Origin of the sequence: Acinetobacter sp. UBA6720 (genome assembly GCF_002454215.1) — a bacterium.
Taxonomy (GTDB): domain Bacteria; phylum Pseudomonadota; class Gammaproteobacteria; order Pseudomonadales; family Moraxellaceae; genus Acinetobacter.
This window is the reverse complement of the sequence record NZ_DKIK01000012.1, coordinates 12,887-31,393: the sequence shown is the minus strand read 5'-3', so window position 1 is coordinate 31,393 and position 18,507 is coordinate 12,887. Positions and strand designations below refer to the sequence as shown.

17 protein-coding genes and 1 riboswitch are annotated in these 18,507 nt (G+C 42.5%); of the genes, 7 read left to right on the top strand and 10 right to left on the bottom strand.

Annotated elements, in window-relative coordinates; translation table 11 throughout:
• Positions 1-49: 49 nt before the first annotated feature.
• Positions 50-859 (bottom strand): DsbC family protein, encoded by an 810-nt coding sequence (locus B4F08_RS01400; protein WP_291372651.1) that lies wholly within the window; start codon positions 857-859, stop codon positions 50-52.
• Positions 860-986: 127 nt separating this feature from the next.
• On the bottom strand, positions 987-1,904 hold the full coding sequence (gene xerD / locus B4F08_RS01395) for a site-specific tyrosine recombinase XerD (protein WP_291372649.1): 918 nt from the start codon (positions 1,902-1,904) through the stop codon (positions 987-989).
• Between the two features lie 174 nt (positions 1,905-2,078).
• Between xerD and B4F08_RS01390 the strand changes: the two genes are divergently transcribed.
• The 5 genes from B4F08_RS01390 to ftsW all read left to right on the top strand — a co-directional run bounded on the left by B4F08_RS01390 (position 2,079) and on the right by ftsW (position 7,196).
• Entirely contained in the window at positions 2,079-2,339 is a 261-nt protein-coding gene (locus B4F08_RS01390; RefSeq protein WP_213033328.1) for a FeoA family protein, read from the top strand.
• On the top strand, positions 2,336-4,195 hold the full coding sequence (gene feoB, locus B4F08_RS01385; RefSeq protein ID WP_291372647.1) for a ferrous iron transporter B: 1,860 nt from the start codon (positions 2,336-2,338) through the stop codon (positions 4,193-4,195). Before B4F08_RS01390 ends, feoB begins: the two co-directional genes overlap by 4 nt.
• Positions 4,196-4,222: 27 nt before the next feature.
• Complete coding sequence (locus tag B4F08_RS01380) at positions 4,223-4,474, top strand: DUF6587 family protein (protein WP_110974812.1); 252 nt, start codon at positions 4,223-4,225, stop codon at positions 4,472-4,474.
• A 159-nt stretch (positions 4,475-4,633) separates the two neighbouring features.
• Positions 4,634-5,980, top strand: coding sequence for a UDP-N-acetylmuramoyl-L-alanine--D-glutamate ligase (murD, locus tag B4F08_RS01375; RefSeq protein ID WP_291372644.1), 1,347 nt, complete (start codon positions 4,634-4,636; stop codon positions 5,978-5,980).
• Between the two features lie 19 nt (positions 5,981-5,999).
• Positions 6,000-7,196: a putative lipid II flippase FtsW gene (gene ftsW / locus B4F08_RS01370; protein ID WP_086209762.1), complete on the top strand. Its 1,197-nt coding sequence runs from the start codon at positions 6,000-6,002 to the stop codon at positions 7,194-7,196.
• Between the two features lie 219 nt (positions 7,197-7,415).
• Here ftsW and gluQRS read toward each other — a convergent pair whose 3' ends face one another.
• The 6 genes from gluQRS to B4F08_RS01340 all read right to left on the bottom strand — a co-directional run bounded on the left by gluQRS (position 7,416) and on the right by B4F08_RS01340 (position 13,874).
• On the bottom strand, positions 7,416-8,336 hold the full coding sequence (gene gluQRS / locus B4F08_RS01365; protein WP_291372642.1) for a tRNA glutamyl-Q(34) synthetase GluQRS: 921 nt from the start codon (positions 8,334-8,336) through the stop codon (positions 7,416-7,418).
• A 2-nt stretch (positions 8,337-8,338) separates the two neighbouring features.
• Positions 8,339-8,866, bottom strand: coding sequence for an RNA polymerase-binding protein DksA (dksA, locus tag B4F08_RS01360; RefSeq protein ID WP_004692816.1), 528 nt, complete (start codon positions 8,864-8,866; stop codon positions 8,339-8,341).
• 208 nt (positions 8,867-9,074) lie between these two features.
• A complete protein-coding gene (gene cpdA, locus B4F08_RS01355) occupies positions 9,075-9,872 on the bottom strand; it encodes a 3',5'-cyclic-AMP phosphodiesterase (protein WP_086209760.1) in 798 nt (265 codons plus the stop codon).
• A 10-nt stretch (positions 9,873-9,882) separates the two neighbouring features.
• Entirely contained in the window at positions 9,883-10,503 is a 621-nt protein-coding gene (locus B4F08_RS01350) for an NUDIX domain-containing protein (RefSeq protein WP_086209759.1), read from the bottom strand.
• A 75-nt stretch (positions 10,504-10,578) separates the two neighbouring features.
• The gene (gene thiC, locus B4F08_RS01345; protein ID WP_291372639.1) at positions 10,579-12,471 is read right to left on the bottom strand and encodes a phosphomethylpyrimidine synthase ThiC; all 1,893 of its coding nucleotides are present in this window, start codon (positions 12,469-12,471) and stop codon (positions 10,579-10,581) included.
• A 144-nt stretch (positions 12,472-12,615) separates the two neighbouring features.
• Positions 12,616-12,743, bottom strand: a riboswitch (TPP riboswitch).
• Positions 12,744-12,821: 78 nt separating this feature from the next.
• Positions 12,822-13,874 carry a hypothetical protein gene (locus tag B4F08_RS01340; RefSeq protein ID WP_086209814.1) on the bottom strand — a complete coding sequence of 351 codons (1,053 nt, stop codon included), beginning with the start codon at positions 13,872-13,874 and terminating at the stop codon, positions 12,822-12,824.
• A gap of 580 nt (positions 13,875-14,454) precedes the next feature.
• Between B4F08_RS01340 and phoU the strand changes: the two genes are divergently transcribed.
• On the top strand, positions 14,455-15,171 hold the full coding sequence (gene phoU, locus B4F08_RS01335; protein ID WP_004692799.1) for a phosphate signaling complex protein PhoU: 717 nt from the start codon (positions 14,455-14,457) through the stop codon (positions 15,169-15,171).
• Between the two features lie 447 nt (positions 15,172-15,618).
• Here the strand turns inward: phoU and B4F08_RS01330 are convergent, their stop codons facing one another.
• Entirely contained in the window at positions 15,619-15,891 is a 273-nt protein-coding gene (locus B4F08_RS01330; RefSeq protein WP_004978611.1) for an oxidative damage protection protein, read from the bottom strand.
• A 12-nt stretch (positions 15,892-15,903) separates the two neighbouring features.
• Positions 15,904-17,337, bottom strand: coding sequence for an argininosuccinate lyase (gene argH, locus B4F08_RS01325; protein ID WP_004692796.1), 1,434 nt, complete (start codon positions 17,335-17,337; stop codon positions 15,904-15,906).
• Here argH and B4F08_RS01320 point away from each other — a divergent pair.
• The gene (locus tag B4F08_RS01320; protein ID WP_171327379.1) at positions 17,328-18,482 is read left to right on the top strand and encodes a sensor histidine kinase; all 1,155 of its coding nucleotides are present in this window, start codon (positions 17,328-17,330) and stop codon (positions 18,480-18,482) included. The genes argH and B4F08_RS01320 overlap by 10 nt on opposite strands.
• Positions 18,483-18,507 lie beyond the last annotated feature (25 nt).

Here is an 18,507-nt window from a genome sequence, read left to right as displayed (position 1 = left end):
AACTTTATGTTTAACTATAAATATTAGTTAAATAACAAATAAAAATTAGTTATTTAAGTCGATTTAATAATTCACTTGGTGTCAAATAGCCACCGAGATATTCACCATCTTCGTTATAAATCGCAGGCGTACCATTTACACCCATGTTTAGACCTAATTGGTATTGATCCCGCACTGGATTTTTACAAGTTGCAGGTGGCAGTTGAATACCTGAAATGGCTTGATCAAACGCAGCTTGACGGTCTGCACTACACCACACGCTTTCCATAGCAGGCATGAACTGCTCGCCACGTGGCCATGCAATGTAACGCACCTCGACACCTTGAGCTGTGATTTCAGGGATGTGCTCATGCAGTTTATGGCAGTAAGGACAACTGGCATCGGTAAAGACATAAACCACATGTTTGGTCTTGCCTTTGGCTTTATAAACCAGTAGGTCTTCAGTTTTCAGTTCTGCTAATAGCTTTTTATTGGCCTCAGCCTGTAGGTTATCACTAACATTGTGGAGGGTTTTATCGCCTAAGCGAATCACATCCCCTTGGATAATATATTTGCCGTCTGCTGTGGTATAGACAGAACTCATTCCTTCAAGATTCACCCAAAATAGGTTGGGTACTTCGGTGGCTTTAATGTCAATGATTTTGGCATTGATGTTGGCTGTTTTGAAATGCTTTTGAAGCGTGTCAATTAAACGTTGTTTCGCATTGCGTTCCGACAATGTCGATGCTTCACCCGTGGCCGGAGCGCTTGCTGTTAAAGAGTCTTGTTTTTTTTCTTCAGTATTGTTTGAACATGCTGTGACCAGAACAGAGGAGGCAAGGACACAGGCAATGAACAATGGCTTACGGGTAAATAACATAGATAACCCTTTTTCTTTTGACTTTATAAAAACAGAGCGCCAAGCATAGCAAAAAAAGCAGAAGACTCGGTAATACTTCGTAGCCTTCCTGCTAAAAATAGTCTTCCATGCATATTTGTTAATGGCTTTAAGCACGTGGATGATGCATGGCATGCAGTTGCTGCATACGCACTTGTGCGACATGGGTATAAATTTGTGTTGTCGACAGATCACTGTGTCCTAGGAGCATTTGTACCACACGCAAGTCCGCACCGTGATTGAGTAAATGGGTTGCAAAAGCGTGGCGTAAGGTGTGTGGCGAGAGTTCTGCTTGAATCCCTGCTTGTAAGGCATAGCGTTTAATGGCGTACCAAAAATTTTGCCGACTCATAATGCCCCCATGTTGAGTGAGAAACAGATAGTCGGTTGCAGATTTATATAACTGTGGGCGAGACTTTTGCAGATATTTCTCGACCCATTCCACTGCGATTTGCCCTAAAGGCACCAGTCGTTCTTTATTGCCTTTACCAGTAATTCTTAAATAGCCTTGTTTTAAATTGATTAAGTCTAGGCGGAGGTTCAGTAGCTCAGATACACGTAGCCCACAAGCATACAATACTTCAAACATGGCACGATCACGCAGTCCGAGAGCGGTTTCAATATCGGGTGCTTGAATCAGGGCATCGACATCTTGTTCAGATAAATCTTTAGGCAGTGCGCGGCCAATTTTGGGCGTTTTATGCAGTGCGACGGGGTTGTCGGAGCGTAGTTTTTGTTCCCGTAAAAACTTAAAAAAAGAACGCATGGCGGATAGACAGCGCGCAATTGAACGTGGACTTTTGCCTTGTTTCGTAAGTGCCAGTAAAACATCAGCGATATCATCACTGCTCCATTCGGGCATGCTCACAGCACAGCACTCACTACATTGTAGTAAGTCGGAAAGATAAGCATTTCGCGTATGCGGACTGACAGTTTGTGCAATGAGGTAATCTTTAAAGCCATGTAAAAAGCTGAGCTGGGTTGGAATTTGAACAGGCGCAGGTATACGCGGTTTTTTATTTAGCATAACTTTTCAGCACATCAGCAAAAAATACAAAACAATGATTGGGGTTTATTCAATGTAGTGTAATCATTCTCGCTTGTCGATGTGTTATAACAGATGCGAATCATTATCGAATCTGATTTGGTAATTATTCTCATTTGTTTGTATACTGTTCAAAATATTAAAGGGTTGGATGCGGTGCGTTTATCTGATTTAAAAGTCAAACAAACTGCCATCATTAGCAAAGTGAATCGTACTTTGGATGGCGAAGCTCAGACTGACTTGGTGGCTAGTCGTCTTGAAACACTAGGATTTGTTGCAGGTACTAAAGTACAGGTGATTACCAAAGGCGTTTTTGGAGGCGATCCCATTTTAATCCAAGTGGGTTTTACACGTTTCGCCCTAAGAAAAGTTGAAGCTGAAAAAATTGAAATTCAAGTCGAAGGAGCACCTAGATGAGTGATGCCTTGCGTGTTGCCCTTGTAGGTAATCCTAACTGCGGTAAAACTTCGTTATTTAACCATCTGACTGGAACCCGTCAAAAAGTCGGCAACTACGCAGGTGTAACGGTTGAACGTAAAGTTGGTCAGTTTAGTTTGCCTTCAGGTCAAGCAGTTCGCGTCTTGGACTTGCCAGGTACGTATAGCTTAGATGCGACCAGCCCTGATGAAATGATTACCCGTGACGTGGTGATGGGGAAAATTGCTGATGAAGGTCAGCAAGATGCTTTCTTGTGCGTTGTTGACGCAACCAACCTCAAACTTCATCTTGGTTTAGTGATTGAACTGATTGCATTGGGTCGTCCAATGTTAATTGTTTTAAACATGATGGATGAAGCGCGTCGCCGTGGGATGCAAATTAATACCCAAAAGCTTTCTGAGCGTTTGGGTGTGCCCATTGTTGAAACCGTTGCAGTACGTAACTCGGGTATTGAAAGTCTCCTCAGTGCTTTAGAGCAGGGCAAATATGCTGTGCCTTACACTGAGTTGACAGGTTTAAAAGGTGATACGGCGCATCAGAAGGTTGAGAATGTATTGCACGATGTGGTGCAGTATGTTGATGAAGAAGACAAACGAACAGATTTTCTGGATAAAATTTTCTTGCATCCTGTTCTCGGTTTAGTCAGCCTCGCTGTGATGATGTTTATTATTTTCCAAGCGGTTTTTGCTTGGGCAGCGCCGTTTATGGATGGGATTGAAACTTTCTTTGGCTGGTTGGGTGAAACCGCAGGTGGGGTGATTAGTCAACCTTTACTCAACAGTTTGGTGGTGGATGGAATCATCGCAGGTGCAGGTGGTGTGGTGGTGTTCTTGCCGCAGATTTTAATTTTGTTCTTCTTTATCTTGGTATTAGAAGAGTCGGGTTATTTACCGCGTGCCGCGTTTTTGCTGGATAAGCTGATGTTTAAAGCAGGTCTTTCAGGACGTGCCTTTATTCCACTCTTGTCTAGTTTTGCTTGTGCGATTCCGGGCATCATGGCTTCACGAACCATCAGCGATCCCCGTGACCGTTTGACCACGATTTTTGTTGCACCGTTGATGACTTGCTCAGCACGGTTGCCTGTATATGCATTATTGATTGCAGCATTCATCCCCAATCAAACCGTTTGGGGCTTGTTCAACCTACAAGGCTTGGTGTTGTTCGCTTTATATATGGCAGGGATTGTGAGTGCACTGTGTGTATCTTTCGTTCTGAAATTTTTCCAGAAAGACAAGTCACAACATATGTTGATGATGGAGTTACCAAGCTATCGTTTCCCTGACTTGAAGAATATTTGGATTGGTTTACTTGACCGTGCCAAGATCTTCTTACGTCGTGTAGGTGGTATCATTTTCGCCTTGTCTATTTTGCTGTGGTTCTTGTGTACTTTCCCGCAAGCCCCTGAAGGCGCGACTTTACCTGAAATTGATTATTCATTTGCAGGCATGCTTGGTCATTTACTGCAACCGATTTTTGCGCCACTGGGCTTTAACTGGCAGATTTGTATTGCTTTGATTCCAGCCATGGCGGCCCGTGAAGTGGTGGTGGCAGCTCTAGGTACGGTATATGCCTTATCTGCTGTCGATGATGATGCCATGTCACAAGGCTTGGCTTCACTGATCAGTAGTGGTGGTGAGCTCGGTTGGTCGGTAGCGACAGGACTATCTTTACTGGTGTGGTTTATTTATGCACCGCACTGTTTGGCTACCTTAGCGACGGTCAAACGTGAAACAGGTTCATGGAAAACCGTGAGTTTTATGACCATTTACTTGTTTGGTTTGGCTTATTTAATGTCATTCCTGACCTATCAAATTGCAACGCACTATTTGGGCTAATCAGTGTAAATAGGCGAGGAGATTGAGATGATTGAAGTTCTAATTGTTGCTGCTCTAGTGATCTGGAGTGCGGTGGTGGTGTTTAAGAAAGTATTTCCTCAGACATCAGGTTCAGTTTTCACATCCTTGGCGGAGCTATGTGAAGCACGCGGTTGGACGCGTTTAGCAGCGTGGTTAAAACCTGCGATGTCTGGTGGGTGTGGTGGAAATTGTGCCTGCCCAGCGACAGAAGACAGCAGTGCGAAAAAGTCTGAAGTTCAGGCGGTGAAGTGGAAATAAAACGATTTTTACTCACAAATAAAAAAGCCGTCCGATAGGGACGGCTTTTTTACGCACTGACACAAAAAAAGTGCGGGAAAGTCAAAACAGAAAAAGCATTCAAAACAGCAAAGTGCTAACATTTCCGCAGATAAATTTCAGACCAAGCATGGGGCGAAAATGTTAATACAACGTGGTGGACTTAAGGTCGTTGCAGGACTCGGTATTTCAGGTGTTGCAGCGGTCAATTTTTTACATAACCAAGGCTACCGCGTTGCAGTAACGGACTCTCGATCGACCCCGCCCGGTCATGACCAAATTCCAGCAGAGGTACAAACCAGTTTTGGTCAGTTTGACGCAGAGCTGTTGTTGTCTGCTGAAGAAATCATTATTAGTCCTGGGCTTGATCCGAAACTACCTGAAATTCAAGCTGCGATTGCCAAAGGCATTCCCGTAGTGAGTGAGATTCAAATCCTACGCCGTGCAACCGATAAACCGATTATGGCGATTACAGGCTCTAATGCAAAAAGTACCGTGACGACCTTAATTGGTCTGATGGCTGAACATGCAGGTGTGAAAGTCGCGGTGGGAGGCAATCTTGGCCGTCCAGCTTTAGACTTAACCAAGGATGATCCAGACCTATATATTTTGGAGTTATCCAGCTTCCAGTTAGAAACCACATCAAATTTACAGGCTGAGGTTGCGGTGGTGCTGAATATGAGTGAAGACCATCTTGACCGTCATGGCGATATGATGGGTTATCACACCGCGAAGCATCGTATTTTCCAAGGTGTGAAAAAAGTTGTTCATAACCGTGATGACTCGCTCACTCGTCCTTTGGTACCTGATGCTACACCAATGCAAAGCTTTGGTTTAAATGCTCCTGATATGAATCAGTACGGTGTGTTAAGAGATGATGATGGTACGATTTGGTTGGCTCGTGGCCGCACACGGTTATTGAATAGTGCAGAGATGTATATTCAAGGCACACACAATGTTGCCAATGCTTTAGCCTGTTTAGCTTTGGGTGAAGCGATTAATCTTCCGCTTGAGTCGATGTTGGAAACGCTGAAAGGCTTTAAAGGCTTAGAGCATCGCTGTGAGTTTGTGAAAGACGTTGAGGGGGTCCGTTACTATAATGACTCTAAAGGAACCAATGTCGGCGCAACTTTAGCTGCAATTGATGGCTTAGGTGCAGCAATTGCGGCCAAAGGTGGCAAAGTTGCGATCATTTTAGGTGGTCAAGGTAAAGGGCAAGACTTTAGTGCCTTACGTGAAGCTTTGAGCAAATATGTGAAAGTGGCGGTATTGATTGGTGAAGATGCAGTATTGATTGAAAAAGCCGTGGCAGGAACAACGCCTTTACTGCATGCTGACACTTTAGAGCAGGCGGTTGCACTTTGCCAACAACATACCCAAGCCCACGATGTCGTGTTATTGTCACCTGCATGTGCAAGTTTTGATATGTTCAGTGGTTACCCACAGCGCGGACATCAGTTTGTCGCTTGTGTGCAAGAACTCCACTAAAAATAATAAGGAAATTGAGATGGCTGAGTTTGCTCAGACAACGATCAATAAAATTAACCAGTTTTATAGCCGTTGGGCGCCACGTGTACCCAGTGAAGTGACACCGCGTAATGTATTGATCTTTTGTGTGATAGCGTTGTTGTGTTTAGGCTCGATCATGGTAGCTTCGGCTTCTATGCCGTATGCTGAACGCCTTCATGAGAATTCATTCCACTACGTATTGCGTCATGGGATTTCCATTGTTGTGGCGGGTGTTTTAGCCTACGCCGTCTACCGAATACCGCTCAATGTCTGGTTTAACAATACTTTTCCGTTGTGGATCTTAACCATTTTACTGCTGGCCGCGGTATTGGTTGTTGGTACAGAGGTGAATGGTTCGACCCGCTGGATTCGTGTTGCGGGCTTCACCTTGCAGGCCTCTGAGGTCGCCAAAGTAATGATGGCGATTTTCACGGCGGACTATGTGGTACGCCGTGCTGAAGAGGTAAGGAACAACATCAAAGGCTTGATCCGTCTCGGCATCATTATGCTGTTGACGGTGGGTTTGATTATTGCGGAGCCCGACTTAGGTGCAACCGTAGTGATTAGCTTGATGATGCTCGGCATCTTCTTTCTTGCTGGCGCACCCCTCATTCAGTTTGGTATGGCTTTTGGTGCAATCTTTGCGGCCTTTGTCTTTTTGATTGTGTTTGAGCCTTACCGTTTTGAGCGCTTAATGTCGTTTTCTAACCCTTGGGAAGACCCACTAGGTACGGGTTATCAGCTTTCCAATGCCTTGATGGCCTTTGGGCGTGGGGAGTGGTTTGGTGTAGGGCTTGGGCATAGCGTGCAGAAAATGGCGTATTTACCAGAAGCTCATACTGACTTCATGCTGGCTATTTTAGGTGAAGAGTTTGGTTTTTTCGGAATTACGACAGTCTTAATTCTGTCCTTTACCATGTTGGTATGTTGTATCAAAATTGGTCATCGTGCACTGAAAAACCAGTACCTGCGTGCGGGGTATTTGGCTTATGGTGTGTCGATTATTTTCTTACTGCAAATTTTGGTCAATGCAGGTATGAATATGGGGATGCTCCCAACCAAAGGTTTGACCCTGCCTTTCATTAGTTATGGTGGTTCATCTCTGATTATGTGCGCAGTGATGATTAGTTTGATTTTAAAAATTGATGCCAGCACACAAAGCACTAACCCAACGAAAGAAGAATCAAGCTTCTAAGCTTGATTCTTCTTTCATCATGTTATTTGCATACTGGACATGTTTTTTATTATGCGAATAGCGTTTGAGCTGTTCCTGAATTCTGTTTTTCATCAGTGCATTTATCCCTCATGCTTTTATGATGGATATAACTGTAATGGTTTACATCAGTTTTGAATTTGCTTTAATTGAAACGTTGAATGCTATGCTTAGTGTTGAGTTTCTGCCGTAATCGTTTTGCTATACATAAGTGCCGTGCAGGGTAGTGCAATGCGGAATCAGCGAAACATCCCATTGTGCGATGGCTTGTTGCAACATTTGTTCAGGGTGGTCTAACTCGACAGCTGGCTGATTTAAAGCGCGTATCGCTTGAGCGAGTAGAGCAGGTGCTTGGTTGAGATCGAGTGCATGTGCCATGTTTTGTTTAGACAGTTTTTGCCCTTGATCATTCATGGCTAAAGGCAGATGCATATAGTTAAGATGCGGGTAATTTAAGAGCTGACCTAAATAAATTTGTCGCTCGGTATTGTCTAAAAGGTCTGCACCACGAACCACATGGGTGATACCTTGTAGGTAGTCATCTACTACGACTGCTAACTGATAGTTGATAATGCCATCACGGCGTTTCAGTACAAAGTCACCGAGCTCATGTGCTAGCTGCGAGCAGTGTCTGCCTTGCAGCGCATCATTAAAACAAATCTCGAGATCTTCCACTTTGACGCGAATGGCTTGTTGCTCAAAAGGCAGAGCAAGGTCACGGCAAGTACCTGCATAAATGTGATTAGAACCGAGCATTTTGCGGGTGCATTGACAGGCATAGACCAGTTGGAGTTGATGCAATTGTTGAATGACGTTTTCGTATAGATCGAGACGATCTTTTTGGAAAATGATCTCTGCATCGGGTTGAAAGCCGAAAGCTTCGATACAACGCAAGATATGGCTTTCACTGCCAGGATAAATGCGGGGAATGTCAGTGTCTTCAATGCGTACTAACCATAAGCCCTGATGTGCTTTTGCTTCGCAATAACTGGCAACGGCTGTAATGAGTGAACCAAAATGCAAAGGGCCGGTTGGCGATGGCGCAAACCGACCCACATAAGCCATCCTGTTGTCCCCCTCCTTTTGTAAAGGAGGGGTTGGGGGAGGATTATTAAATAACATGATTAACCGTTATTTTGCTTCTCTTTGATTTCTGCTAACGTTTTGCAGTCAATACATAAAGTTGCAGTTGGGCGAGCCTCTAAACGGCGCAGACCAATTTCGATACCACAGGTTTCACAGAAACCATAGTCGTCGTTTTTAATCGCTTCAATTGATTGTTCGATTTTGCGGATGAGTTTACGTTCACGGTCACGTGTACGTAGTTCAATTGCAAACTCTTCTTCTTGTGTCGCACGGTCATTCACATCAGGCAAAGCGGTGTTTTCGTCTTGCATGGTGTTGAGTGTACGGTCAACTTCTGACATCAACTCTGCTTTCCAAGCCAATAAGATCTGGCGGAAGTGCTCTAGCTGACCTTCAGACATGTATTCTTCATTTTTTTTCGGCTGATAAGGTTCAATACCAAATAAGCTAGCAGTAGAACCACCGTCAGTCGCTTTGGGCTTAGTTTTGCGCACGCGTTTTGTAGATTTTTCATCTACAACATCAGTTTGTTCGTCTAAGACAGTATTTTGGTTGTCATTCGCCATTTAGGGCAATCCTCATCATATACGTATTCAATACGCAAAAAATATGGTGATATGCAAGTGTTTTTATCCACCCTCGAGTAGATTCCACCCTCGGGGGTCGTCATCATATAGACTTTTTAAGTATTTTGATAGTCTTTGATGTTTGGATTAAATTGATCACTTTTTCGTAAGAGCAACTAAGGTAATTGAAAACGAGAAAAATGAAAAGTTAATAACCTGAAATTTCAACATTTATTTTTTGTTGCGCGTGTGACACGCGCTGTACCTGTGTTTCGTGTGTTCCATCTGCATTTAATTGTAAAATACGATAACCAGGTGCTTGCTCATCTAAAGCAAAATGATCACTTAAAGGCTTAAATTGCACACTGGTTGAAGGTGTCGAATAAAACTGAATATTGTGCCATTCACGCCATGATTCTTGATGTACATGACCTGATAAGACAATTTTGACATTGGTATGTCGTGCCAACACAGCAGTGAGGTCTGGGGTATTCTTGAGTTTATGCTGATCAATCCATTTGGACTGCATTTCAAAGGGATGATGATGACAAGCAATCAGAATATGCTGTTGTGCAAAATCTTGTAAAATCTGTTCCAACTGAATCAACTGAGCTTCATCCACCCATCCATCAACTTTTCCTTTTACTGCGCTATTGAGTAAGACTACGCTCCACGGACCAAAGTGAATAACGTGAGCTTTATTCTGTTGCTCATGAAAAGGGAAGTGTTCAATATTGTCATGATTGCCAGGCACTTGGTAAAACGGCGTCTTTAAACTTTGCATAAAGTCTAGATAGCGCTGATAAGTCCGAGGCACGGGAACCTGTGCCAAGTCGCCTGTATGGACGATGGCATCAATTTTTGGATGGCGTTCAACAATGTGTTGCATCACATGATGAAAGCTTTGCTCTGGATTCATATGTACAAATTCCAAATGATCTTGATCCATCAAGTGCGTATCGGAAATTTGGACAATGATCCAATTTTTTTCATTATTTAAAGTCATGTCTGACCCCTTAGACATTCCTTGTCGTTTTAATCTGTTGTTGTAGCCATTGCAAGGCCATTATGACAGGCGCATTTCTGAGCCGACCATTGGAAAGTAATGTACCAATCTGCGCATAATCAATTAGGTGCAATAAAATGTTCTCACCTTCATCTGGCATACCGAAGACACCGCCTTGTTCAGGTAAATTGGCTGCAGCACTATACAGATGGAACAGTTCAGCACAGGCGCCCGCAGAAGGATAGAAGCTGAACAGATGTTGTAATTGTTCAATCTGACAACCTGATTCTTCTAGTGCTTCGCGACGAATACAACTTTCGGGTGATTCATCTCCATCTAAAACCCCTGCAATAATTTCTAGCTGCCAAGCTGAATCTTGGTCATCCATAGCGCCGATACGAAACTGTTCAATCAGTGCAAATTTTTGTTGTGTATCGTCATAAATCAAGACACCAGCCGCTTCAGGGCGCTGAATGAGCTCACGTGAAATCACAGAGGTGTACTCAGTTTGATTAAACAGACGATGACGTAAATTTACTTTTTCTACTTGGATAAAACCCCGAAACAGAAAGGTTCTGTCTACAATTTGGACATCTTCACGGTGATATGTAGCTTGCTTAATTATGTTCATAAAGCTCAATCAGGATGAAATTTATCACTTCATCCTAACTGAGAATCGCATGATTACAAAAGGTTTTTTATGAACTTACACTTTTTGGTACAAGTTTTGTCCTGTTGCATGGAACTGTTTTTTCATACTATTGAGGCCTGATTCAACCTCTTCTTGCTGAATTTTATTCAGTTCAGTGTTCTGTTTATTTTGTGCATAATCCCTGACGTTTTGGGTGATTTTCATCGAACAAAACTTCGGACCGCACATCGAACAGAAGTGTGCAGATTTGTGTGCTTCTTTTGGCATAGTCTCATCATGCATGCTACGCGCCGTGTCTGGATCAAGGCTTAAATTAAACTGATCTTCCCAGCGGAATTCAAAACGTGCTTTAGACAGGGCATTGTCACGGACTTGCGCACCCGGATGACCTTTGGCCAAATCTGCTGCATGCGCTGCAATTTTATAGGTGATGATGCCATCTTTGACATCTTTCTTGTTCGGCAGGCCCAAGTGTTCTTTGGGGGTGACATAACACAGCATGGCAGTCCCGTACCAACCAATCATCGCCGCACCAATCGCAGAAGTAATATGGTCATAACCTGGGGCAATATCGGTGGTCAATGGACCTAAAGTATAGAAGGGCGCTTCTTGGCAAACTTCAAGTTGCAGATCCATGTTTTCTTTGATCATATGCATAGGCACATGCCCTGGTCCTTCAATCATCACCTGAACATCATGTTTCCACGCACGATGAGTGAGCTCACCTAATGTGCGTAACTCAGAGAACTGTGCTTCGTCATTGGCATCTTGAATACAACCTGGACGTAGACCATCACCGAGACTAAATGACACGTCATAGGCTTTCATGATTTCGCAGATTTCATCGAAATGTGTATAGAGGAAGTTTTCCTGATGATGGGCCAAACACCACTGAGCCATGATCGAACCGCCACGAGAGACAATGCCAGTGAGACGATTTGCAGTCATCGGTACATAACGTAATAAGACACCCGCATGAATGGTGAAATAGTCTACACCTTGCTCCGCTTGCTCAATTAGTGTGTCTTTGAAAATTTCCCATGTGAGGTCTTCCGCAACCCCATCGACTTTTTCTAAAGCTTGATAGATAGGCACAGTACCAATCGGAACAGGTGAGTTACGGATAATCCACTCACGGGTTTCATGGATATTTTTACCGGTCGATAAGTCCATGATGGTGTCTGCACCCCAACGGGTTGCCCACGTCATTTTTGCGACTTCTTCATCAATTGAAGAACCGAGAGCCGAGTTACCAATATTGGCATTGATTTTCACCAAGAAGTTTCGACCAATGATCATTGGTTCAATTTCAGGATGGTTAATATTGGCAGGAATAATCGCACGTCCTTCAGCTACTTCTTTACGCACAAACTCAGGTGTGATTTCCATCAAGTTATGCGCGCCAAAGTTTTGCCCCACGTGCTGACGTGCATCGACCCCTTCACGCTGACGTTGATTTTCACGAATAGCGATGTATTCCATTTCAGGCGTAATGATGCCTTGTTTAGCATAATGCATCTGCGTGACATTGTGGCCCGCTTTGGCACGACGTGGTTTTTGAATATGCGCAAAGCGAATCTCAGCGGTACGAATATCCCGTAAACGTTCTTGACCAAAGCTTGAGCTGAGGCAGTCTAATATTTCAGTATCGTCGCGCTCTTCAATCCAAGTTTCACGGACATTTGGTAGGCCTTTATTCAGATCAATACTGACATTGCTATCGGTATATACGCCAGAGGTGTCATATACCATGACAGGCGGATTGTACTCACCGCCTAAGCCTGTTGGGGTTTCGGTCAGTTCAATCTCACGCATGGGGACTTGAATGTCTGGGCGCGAACCTTGGATATAGACTTTTTTAGAGGCAGGCAAGATACGGGTCAGGTCTTTGGCATCTTGTTCATGTTGTGCTGAAATTTCAGCGGAAAGATTCGTTAAATGGTTCATTGCAATGATCCTTATGAATGACATCAACGAATCAAGCACGACCAAAAACGATGGCAATTGAAGCTATTTCTATGTGTTGTTGATTTGTAGATACAAATGCAACGAATGTATTTCTACTGGAAATAGTTCAATGAAAGGCGTTCAGTTTTTAGATGGCTTGATTCCTACGCAGGTCTTAACCTGATCAGGTTCAACGGTACTCATCTTCAAAACTTCATTAAAAAGCTTTAGATGATCTCAGCGAGTTGTTACTCGCGCTCCGTCAAGCGATGCATCATCTTAACATGCATGTTAAGCAAAAACAGCGATCTTTTTACTCAAAATATGAGCACAATTTGAGAGCGTATATGTTAGCGGTTCAGGCAAATGGCATCACTTAAGCAGTCTTTGCCTTGGTCGGGTTGAACCATACGGAGTTGAATAAAGTGAGCGAGTTGAGTTTGTAATAATTGCTCTGCACCTAAACGCTGCGGATGAGTGGAAGCAGGCAAGATGATTTGAGCTGTTCTTTGTTCAGGGCTAAGTTCAATAAATTTCAAAAATAAACGTGCATGATCGGTGACTACTGAATTTTTGAGTTCAGCAAGACGCTCAATTTCCTCTAAATAACTGCTTTGTACGGTATAGCCATCATAAACAGCTTGAGTATTTGGTCCAATAAACAGCAAGGTGCTATATAGATTCAATAAATGGCGGGCATCTTGATGATAGCTACTTTGAGGATATTGTTTTAAATAACTTTCCCAATACAATGCACGATCTGCAATTTCTTTAGCATCAATTTTAACTTGATGGTCGATCACGGCAGGGTACTGATTTTGTGCTGCTAAATGTTCAATAAACGCTTGCTCTGCAACAGGTAAATAGGGTGCAAAAATTTTAGCTAAATATTCAGGGCTGCGGCGGTAATGGACTTCCCCTTCGCCTGCGTCGAATAACTCCACATAAGATTGGCCTTGATGTTTGATTAAGTATTGGTCACGAAGCGTTAATTGTTCAAAAAGACTCTGTTGAATGGTCGGGTGCTGTGCCATTTCTAAAGCATAACTTTCAAAAGCACGTTGTTGCTGTGGCGTACGATCGACGGCTAAGAAGTCACTGTACATTTTATTAGATAAACTCAATAAATGTTTTTGCTGTTGGAAATCAAGTAAAGGTAGACATAGTTTCAAGTCTTGGTTGATTTGTTCTAAAGCAAAAGTGGTACGCTGAGCATCTATTTCGGACATGTTTTTGCCAATTTTTTGGCACAAATCTGTGAGATCCATCGTTTGTGACGAAGACGCTTCAATTCTAGCTGGTTCCTGAAAACTCACTGGCTCTGGTTTCTGACAGGCAGCCAGCATTACGCACAAAAATATGAGCGTATATGTTTTAAGTGAAAAGAAAGAAAAATGATTCACAGCAACTCGATTTAGAAAACTCAGTTCAGCGACAACAAGATATAGAGACACTCCGTTTCTCCACGCCTCATTTTATAGAGGAATCAGATTTTTAATGTGTAGTATTGTGAATGAATGTGGTTCATGGTTTATGACGCTGGAAAATATTTACTTCATAATGAATGCATTAAGATATGTCAGTGTAATTTATGCAATAAAAAATATACGAAACTAATAACAATTCGTTTGAATAAACTTTTGCTTTTGATGATGTTGGCGAAAGCTAAGTTGTGACAGGTGTAATTGAATTCGATGCATGTCAATTTGGTTAAAAGCTTAGTGCTAAAAATGGACATTCATGGGGAAGGCATACTGTTTTAATCAAAATACAATGCGGATACTTGAAAGGTGATTTGTGCATTATCTTGCATTTAAAGGCATCTGTGGGTAAGTTGACTGACTATGAGATGCGAAAAATGAAAGCATTGTGGATCGACACAACAAGCTCAGAATGAGCTCTTGTCATCAAATCTTCATAATTGATATGTTTTAATATCGCTCAAACTTTAGTCCCTCATGATGTTGCTGTGGAGTACGTCCTTTGCCAAATAGTCCTGTTTTAAACCATCACATTTCTTCACAGTTCAATGAAGATTTGCAGGATGTGAATACTAAATTTATGACCATGGGTGGTTTGGTAGAGCAACAAGTGGCAAATGCAATTCATGCTTTACTCGACACCGATGCCAACTTAGCGGTAGATGTACAGTTTAAAGACAATGCAGTGAATCAATTAGAGCGTGAAATTGATGAAGCATTGACCTTGATCTTAGCCCGTCGCCATCCTGCTGCGATTGATTTGCGTATGGTGATTGCAATGTCGAAAGCCAATACTGATCTAGAGCGTATTGGTGATGAGGCTGCGAAAATTGCTCGTATTGCGCAAAGTTTATGTGAAGATGGCGAATCACCACGTGGTTATATGGAAACGCGTCATATTGGTAACCAAGTTCGTGTCATGATTCATGATGCTTTAGATGCGTTCGCGCGTTTGGATGCTGAGCAAGCGTTACGGGTGATGATGGCCGATGCTGATATTGACCGTGAATATCAGTCTGCAACGCGTACTTTGATGACGTATATGATTGAAGACCCGCGTCATATTGCGCGCGTGATTAATGTGATGTGGGTATTACGTTCATTAGAACGGATTGGCGACCATGCGCGTAACATTTCTGAGCAAGTGATTTACATGGTGAAAGGTTTGGATGTGCGTCATACCAGTTTTGAAGAAGTTGAAAAACATATCCAAAAATAAAAATAGCGTATTTTATTTTTCAAGCACAACTTCGGTTGTGCTTTTTTATGGTTGCTTAATTTTTGGATAAAAAAAATCTCAGATTTTGGGGGAAATCTGAGACTAAAATCGGGGATATTTATCGTTATAGATAAGAGGTTTCCCTCTATCCTTGAATGTCATTATAGGAAAGATGTTTTTCTGCGTCATGTAGGTTCTTGTAGTGTAATGTTGAGTTTTATACAGGTTCTGTAGCGCTATGTTTACATTCAATCATTTGGATACAAATAATCGGTTTAAACAGTAATTAAGTCATCCACGTGTCATCTATCTTCTTTTTTACTTTAGAGATTGATTTAGTCAATCGACATGCAAATAAAAAAAGAGTCCTTTTACAGACTCTTTCATGGCATTTGAAACGATGCGCTTCGCTTGTCTTACGGCGTGCTGGAGCAGTACTCCGCTTTATTACGCCTCAGGCTTTAGGCCTTCTGCTTTTTCTAAGCTTTCATCATTGTTAAAGAACTTCTCACGTTGTTCTTCAAGAAACTTTTTCGCATCTGGTTCAAACACATTTAGGCGCTTTTCATTGATTAAAGTGGTTTGGTGCTTTAACCATTCTCCCCAAGCTTGCTTGGAGATGCTTTCAAAAAGTTCTTGGCCTTTTGCACCTGGAAACGGTGCAAAGTCTAAACCTTCCATTTCTGTTTGATATTTACGGCAAAAAACTTGTCGAGTCATATCTAGACGTCCTTATTGAGCATAAAGTTTTTCTAAACGCGCATGGGCACGTTCAATGGCAGCTTCTACTTGCGCAGGTGCAGTTCCACCAATGTGGTTACGCGCATTGACTGACGCTTCAAGGGTCAGTGCTTTTTCAAATACATCAGCTTGAATTAAGTCAGAGAACTGTTGAAGTTGTTCTAAAGTCAATTCAGAAAGGTCTTTGGACTCTTGAACACCTAAAGCAACTGCTTTACCCACAATTTCATGTGCATCACGGAAAGCCACACCATTTTTAACAAGATAATCAGCCAAGTCGGTTGCGGTTGAGAAGCCACGAAGCGCTGCTTCACGCATGATGTCGATGTTTGGCACCAAAGCAGGAATCATGTCTGCAAAAGCCATGAGCGAGCCACGCACGGTATCAATCGCATCAAACAAAGGCTCTTTGTCTTCTTGATTGTCTTTGTTATACGCCAACGGTTGACCTTTCATGAGTGTTAACAAACTCATCAAATCGCCATAGACACGGCCTGTTTTACCACGTACTAACTCAGGCACATCTGGGTTTTTCTTTTGTGGCATGATGGATGAGCCCGTACAGAAACGGTCTGGAATGTTTACAAACTTAAATTGAGCAGATGTCCATAGAATGAGTTCTTCTGACATGCGTGATAAGTGCATCATGATCAGCGAAGCCGCAGCATTGAACTCAATACCGAAGTCACGGTCAGATACTGCATCAAGCGAGTTTTCAGAAACAGCTTCAAAACCCAGTAACTCTGCTGTAAATGCGCGGTCGATGGGGTAAGTGGTACCTGCCAGTGCTGCTGAACCTAAAGGCATACGGTTAGTACGTTTACGACAGTCAATGAGGCGCTCAGAGTCACGGACTAACATTTCAAACCATGCCAATAGGTGGTGACCAAAAGTCACAGGCTGTGCTGTTTGTAAGTGGGTGAAACCTGGCATAATGGTATGCGTGTTTTGAGCCGCAATACTCAAAATACCTTTTTGTAATTTTTTTAGTAATTCTAAAATGGCATCAATTTCATCGCGAACATAGAGGCGGATATCGGTTGCCACTTGGTCGTTACGGCTACGACCTGTATGGAGCTTTTTACCTGTGATGCCAATCCGTTGAGTCAAACGCGACTCAATATTCATGTGCACATCTTCTAGGTCAATACGCCATTCGAACTGACCCGCTTCGATTTCAGCTTGAATGGTGTTTAAGCCATTGATGATGTCATCGCGTTCTTGTTCAGTCAGAACGCCAACTTTTGCAAGCATGGTCGCATGAGCAATAGAACCTGCAATATCTTGTTTATAAAAGCGTTGGTCAAATTGTACAGATGCTGTAAATTCAGCAACAAAGGCATCAGTAGCTTCAGAGAAACGACCGCCCCACATACCCGAAGTTTGGGCTTGTGACGGATTTGAGGAATTAGAAGATGTGGTCATGTCGGCTCAATAAGATAAAAAGCGGTAGAACTCGCATGAGTATAACAAATTCAAGACAACTTGCCGAAGTTCAAGATGCGCAAAGTTTAACTTCCAGTACGACCAAGCCCAATATTTCCTATTTATTTAGTAAAATTGTGCAATGGCCACATTTGCTGGAGCTGTTTGTTGGTGGAAATTTGTTGGCTATGCTGTTGGCTTTGGCCGAAGCACAGTCTTGGTCAGCTTTGGTGTTTGGGCATGTGCTGAGTTATATGCTTTACATTAATTGGGTGTTGCTGTCGTTTACCGCACTGATGCAGTATGCTCAAAAAAAGTTGCAAAATTTAAGTTTGGGTATGACTTTATTGTCAGGCTTTTTTTTATTACAGATCATTGTTTTGGCGACCACGCTGAGTCTTAATATGCTGATCTTCTTTGGCATCAATTTTAGTCTCAAAGGTTTAACTTCGCCAGTTCTATTCGAGGATGTGGCGCTACATTTGGGTTATGGTCTGCTGTTGGGGACTTTTTGTTTTCGTTATCTATATTTAAGAGAGCAGTGGTTCAGGCAGCAACATAGTGAACTGAATGCGCGGGTACAAGCTATGCAAGCCCGTATTCATCCACATTTTTTGTTTAATAGTTTAAATAATGTTGTCAGTTTAATTGCGATTGATCCAGATAAAGCAGAGCAAATGTTACTCAACTTGTCGCGCCTGTTTAGAGCCAGTTTTCAAGAGCTGAAGTTGGTGAAGTTAAGTGATGAAATTGAGCTATGTCAACGCTATTTGGCAATCGAGCAAATTCGTTTGGGAGATCGTTTACAGGTTGAATGGAAAATCGAACATGCCGAGTTATGTCCGCAGGTACATATTCCACTCTTAACTTTACAACCTTTACTTGAAAATAGTATTTTTCATGGAGTTGAAAAATTTTTAACTAAGAGTACGATAAGTGTACTGATTGAAATATTGCAAAATCAAGTTAATATCGTGATAACTAACCCATTTACAAAGGAAACAATTCATAAACGACAGGGACATGGTATTGCCATTGAAAATGTGAAGCAGCGTCTAGAAGCATATTTTGGGCGTAGTGTCAGTTTTCAAACTTATGCAGGGGAAGGAATGTATACCACTGTTGTGCAGTATCAATATAAATAAGCCACAGTGAACCTATAAAAATAAA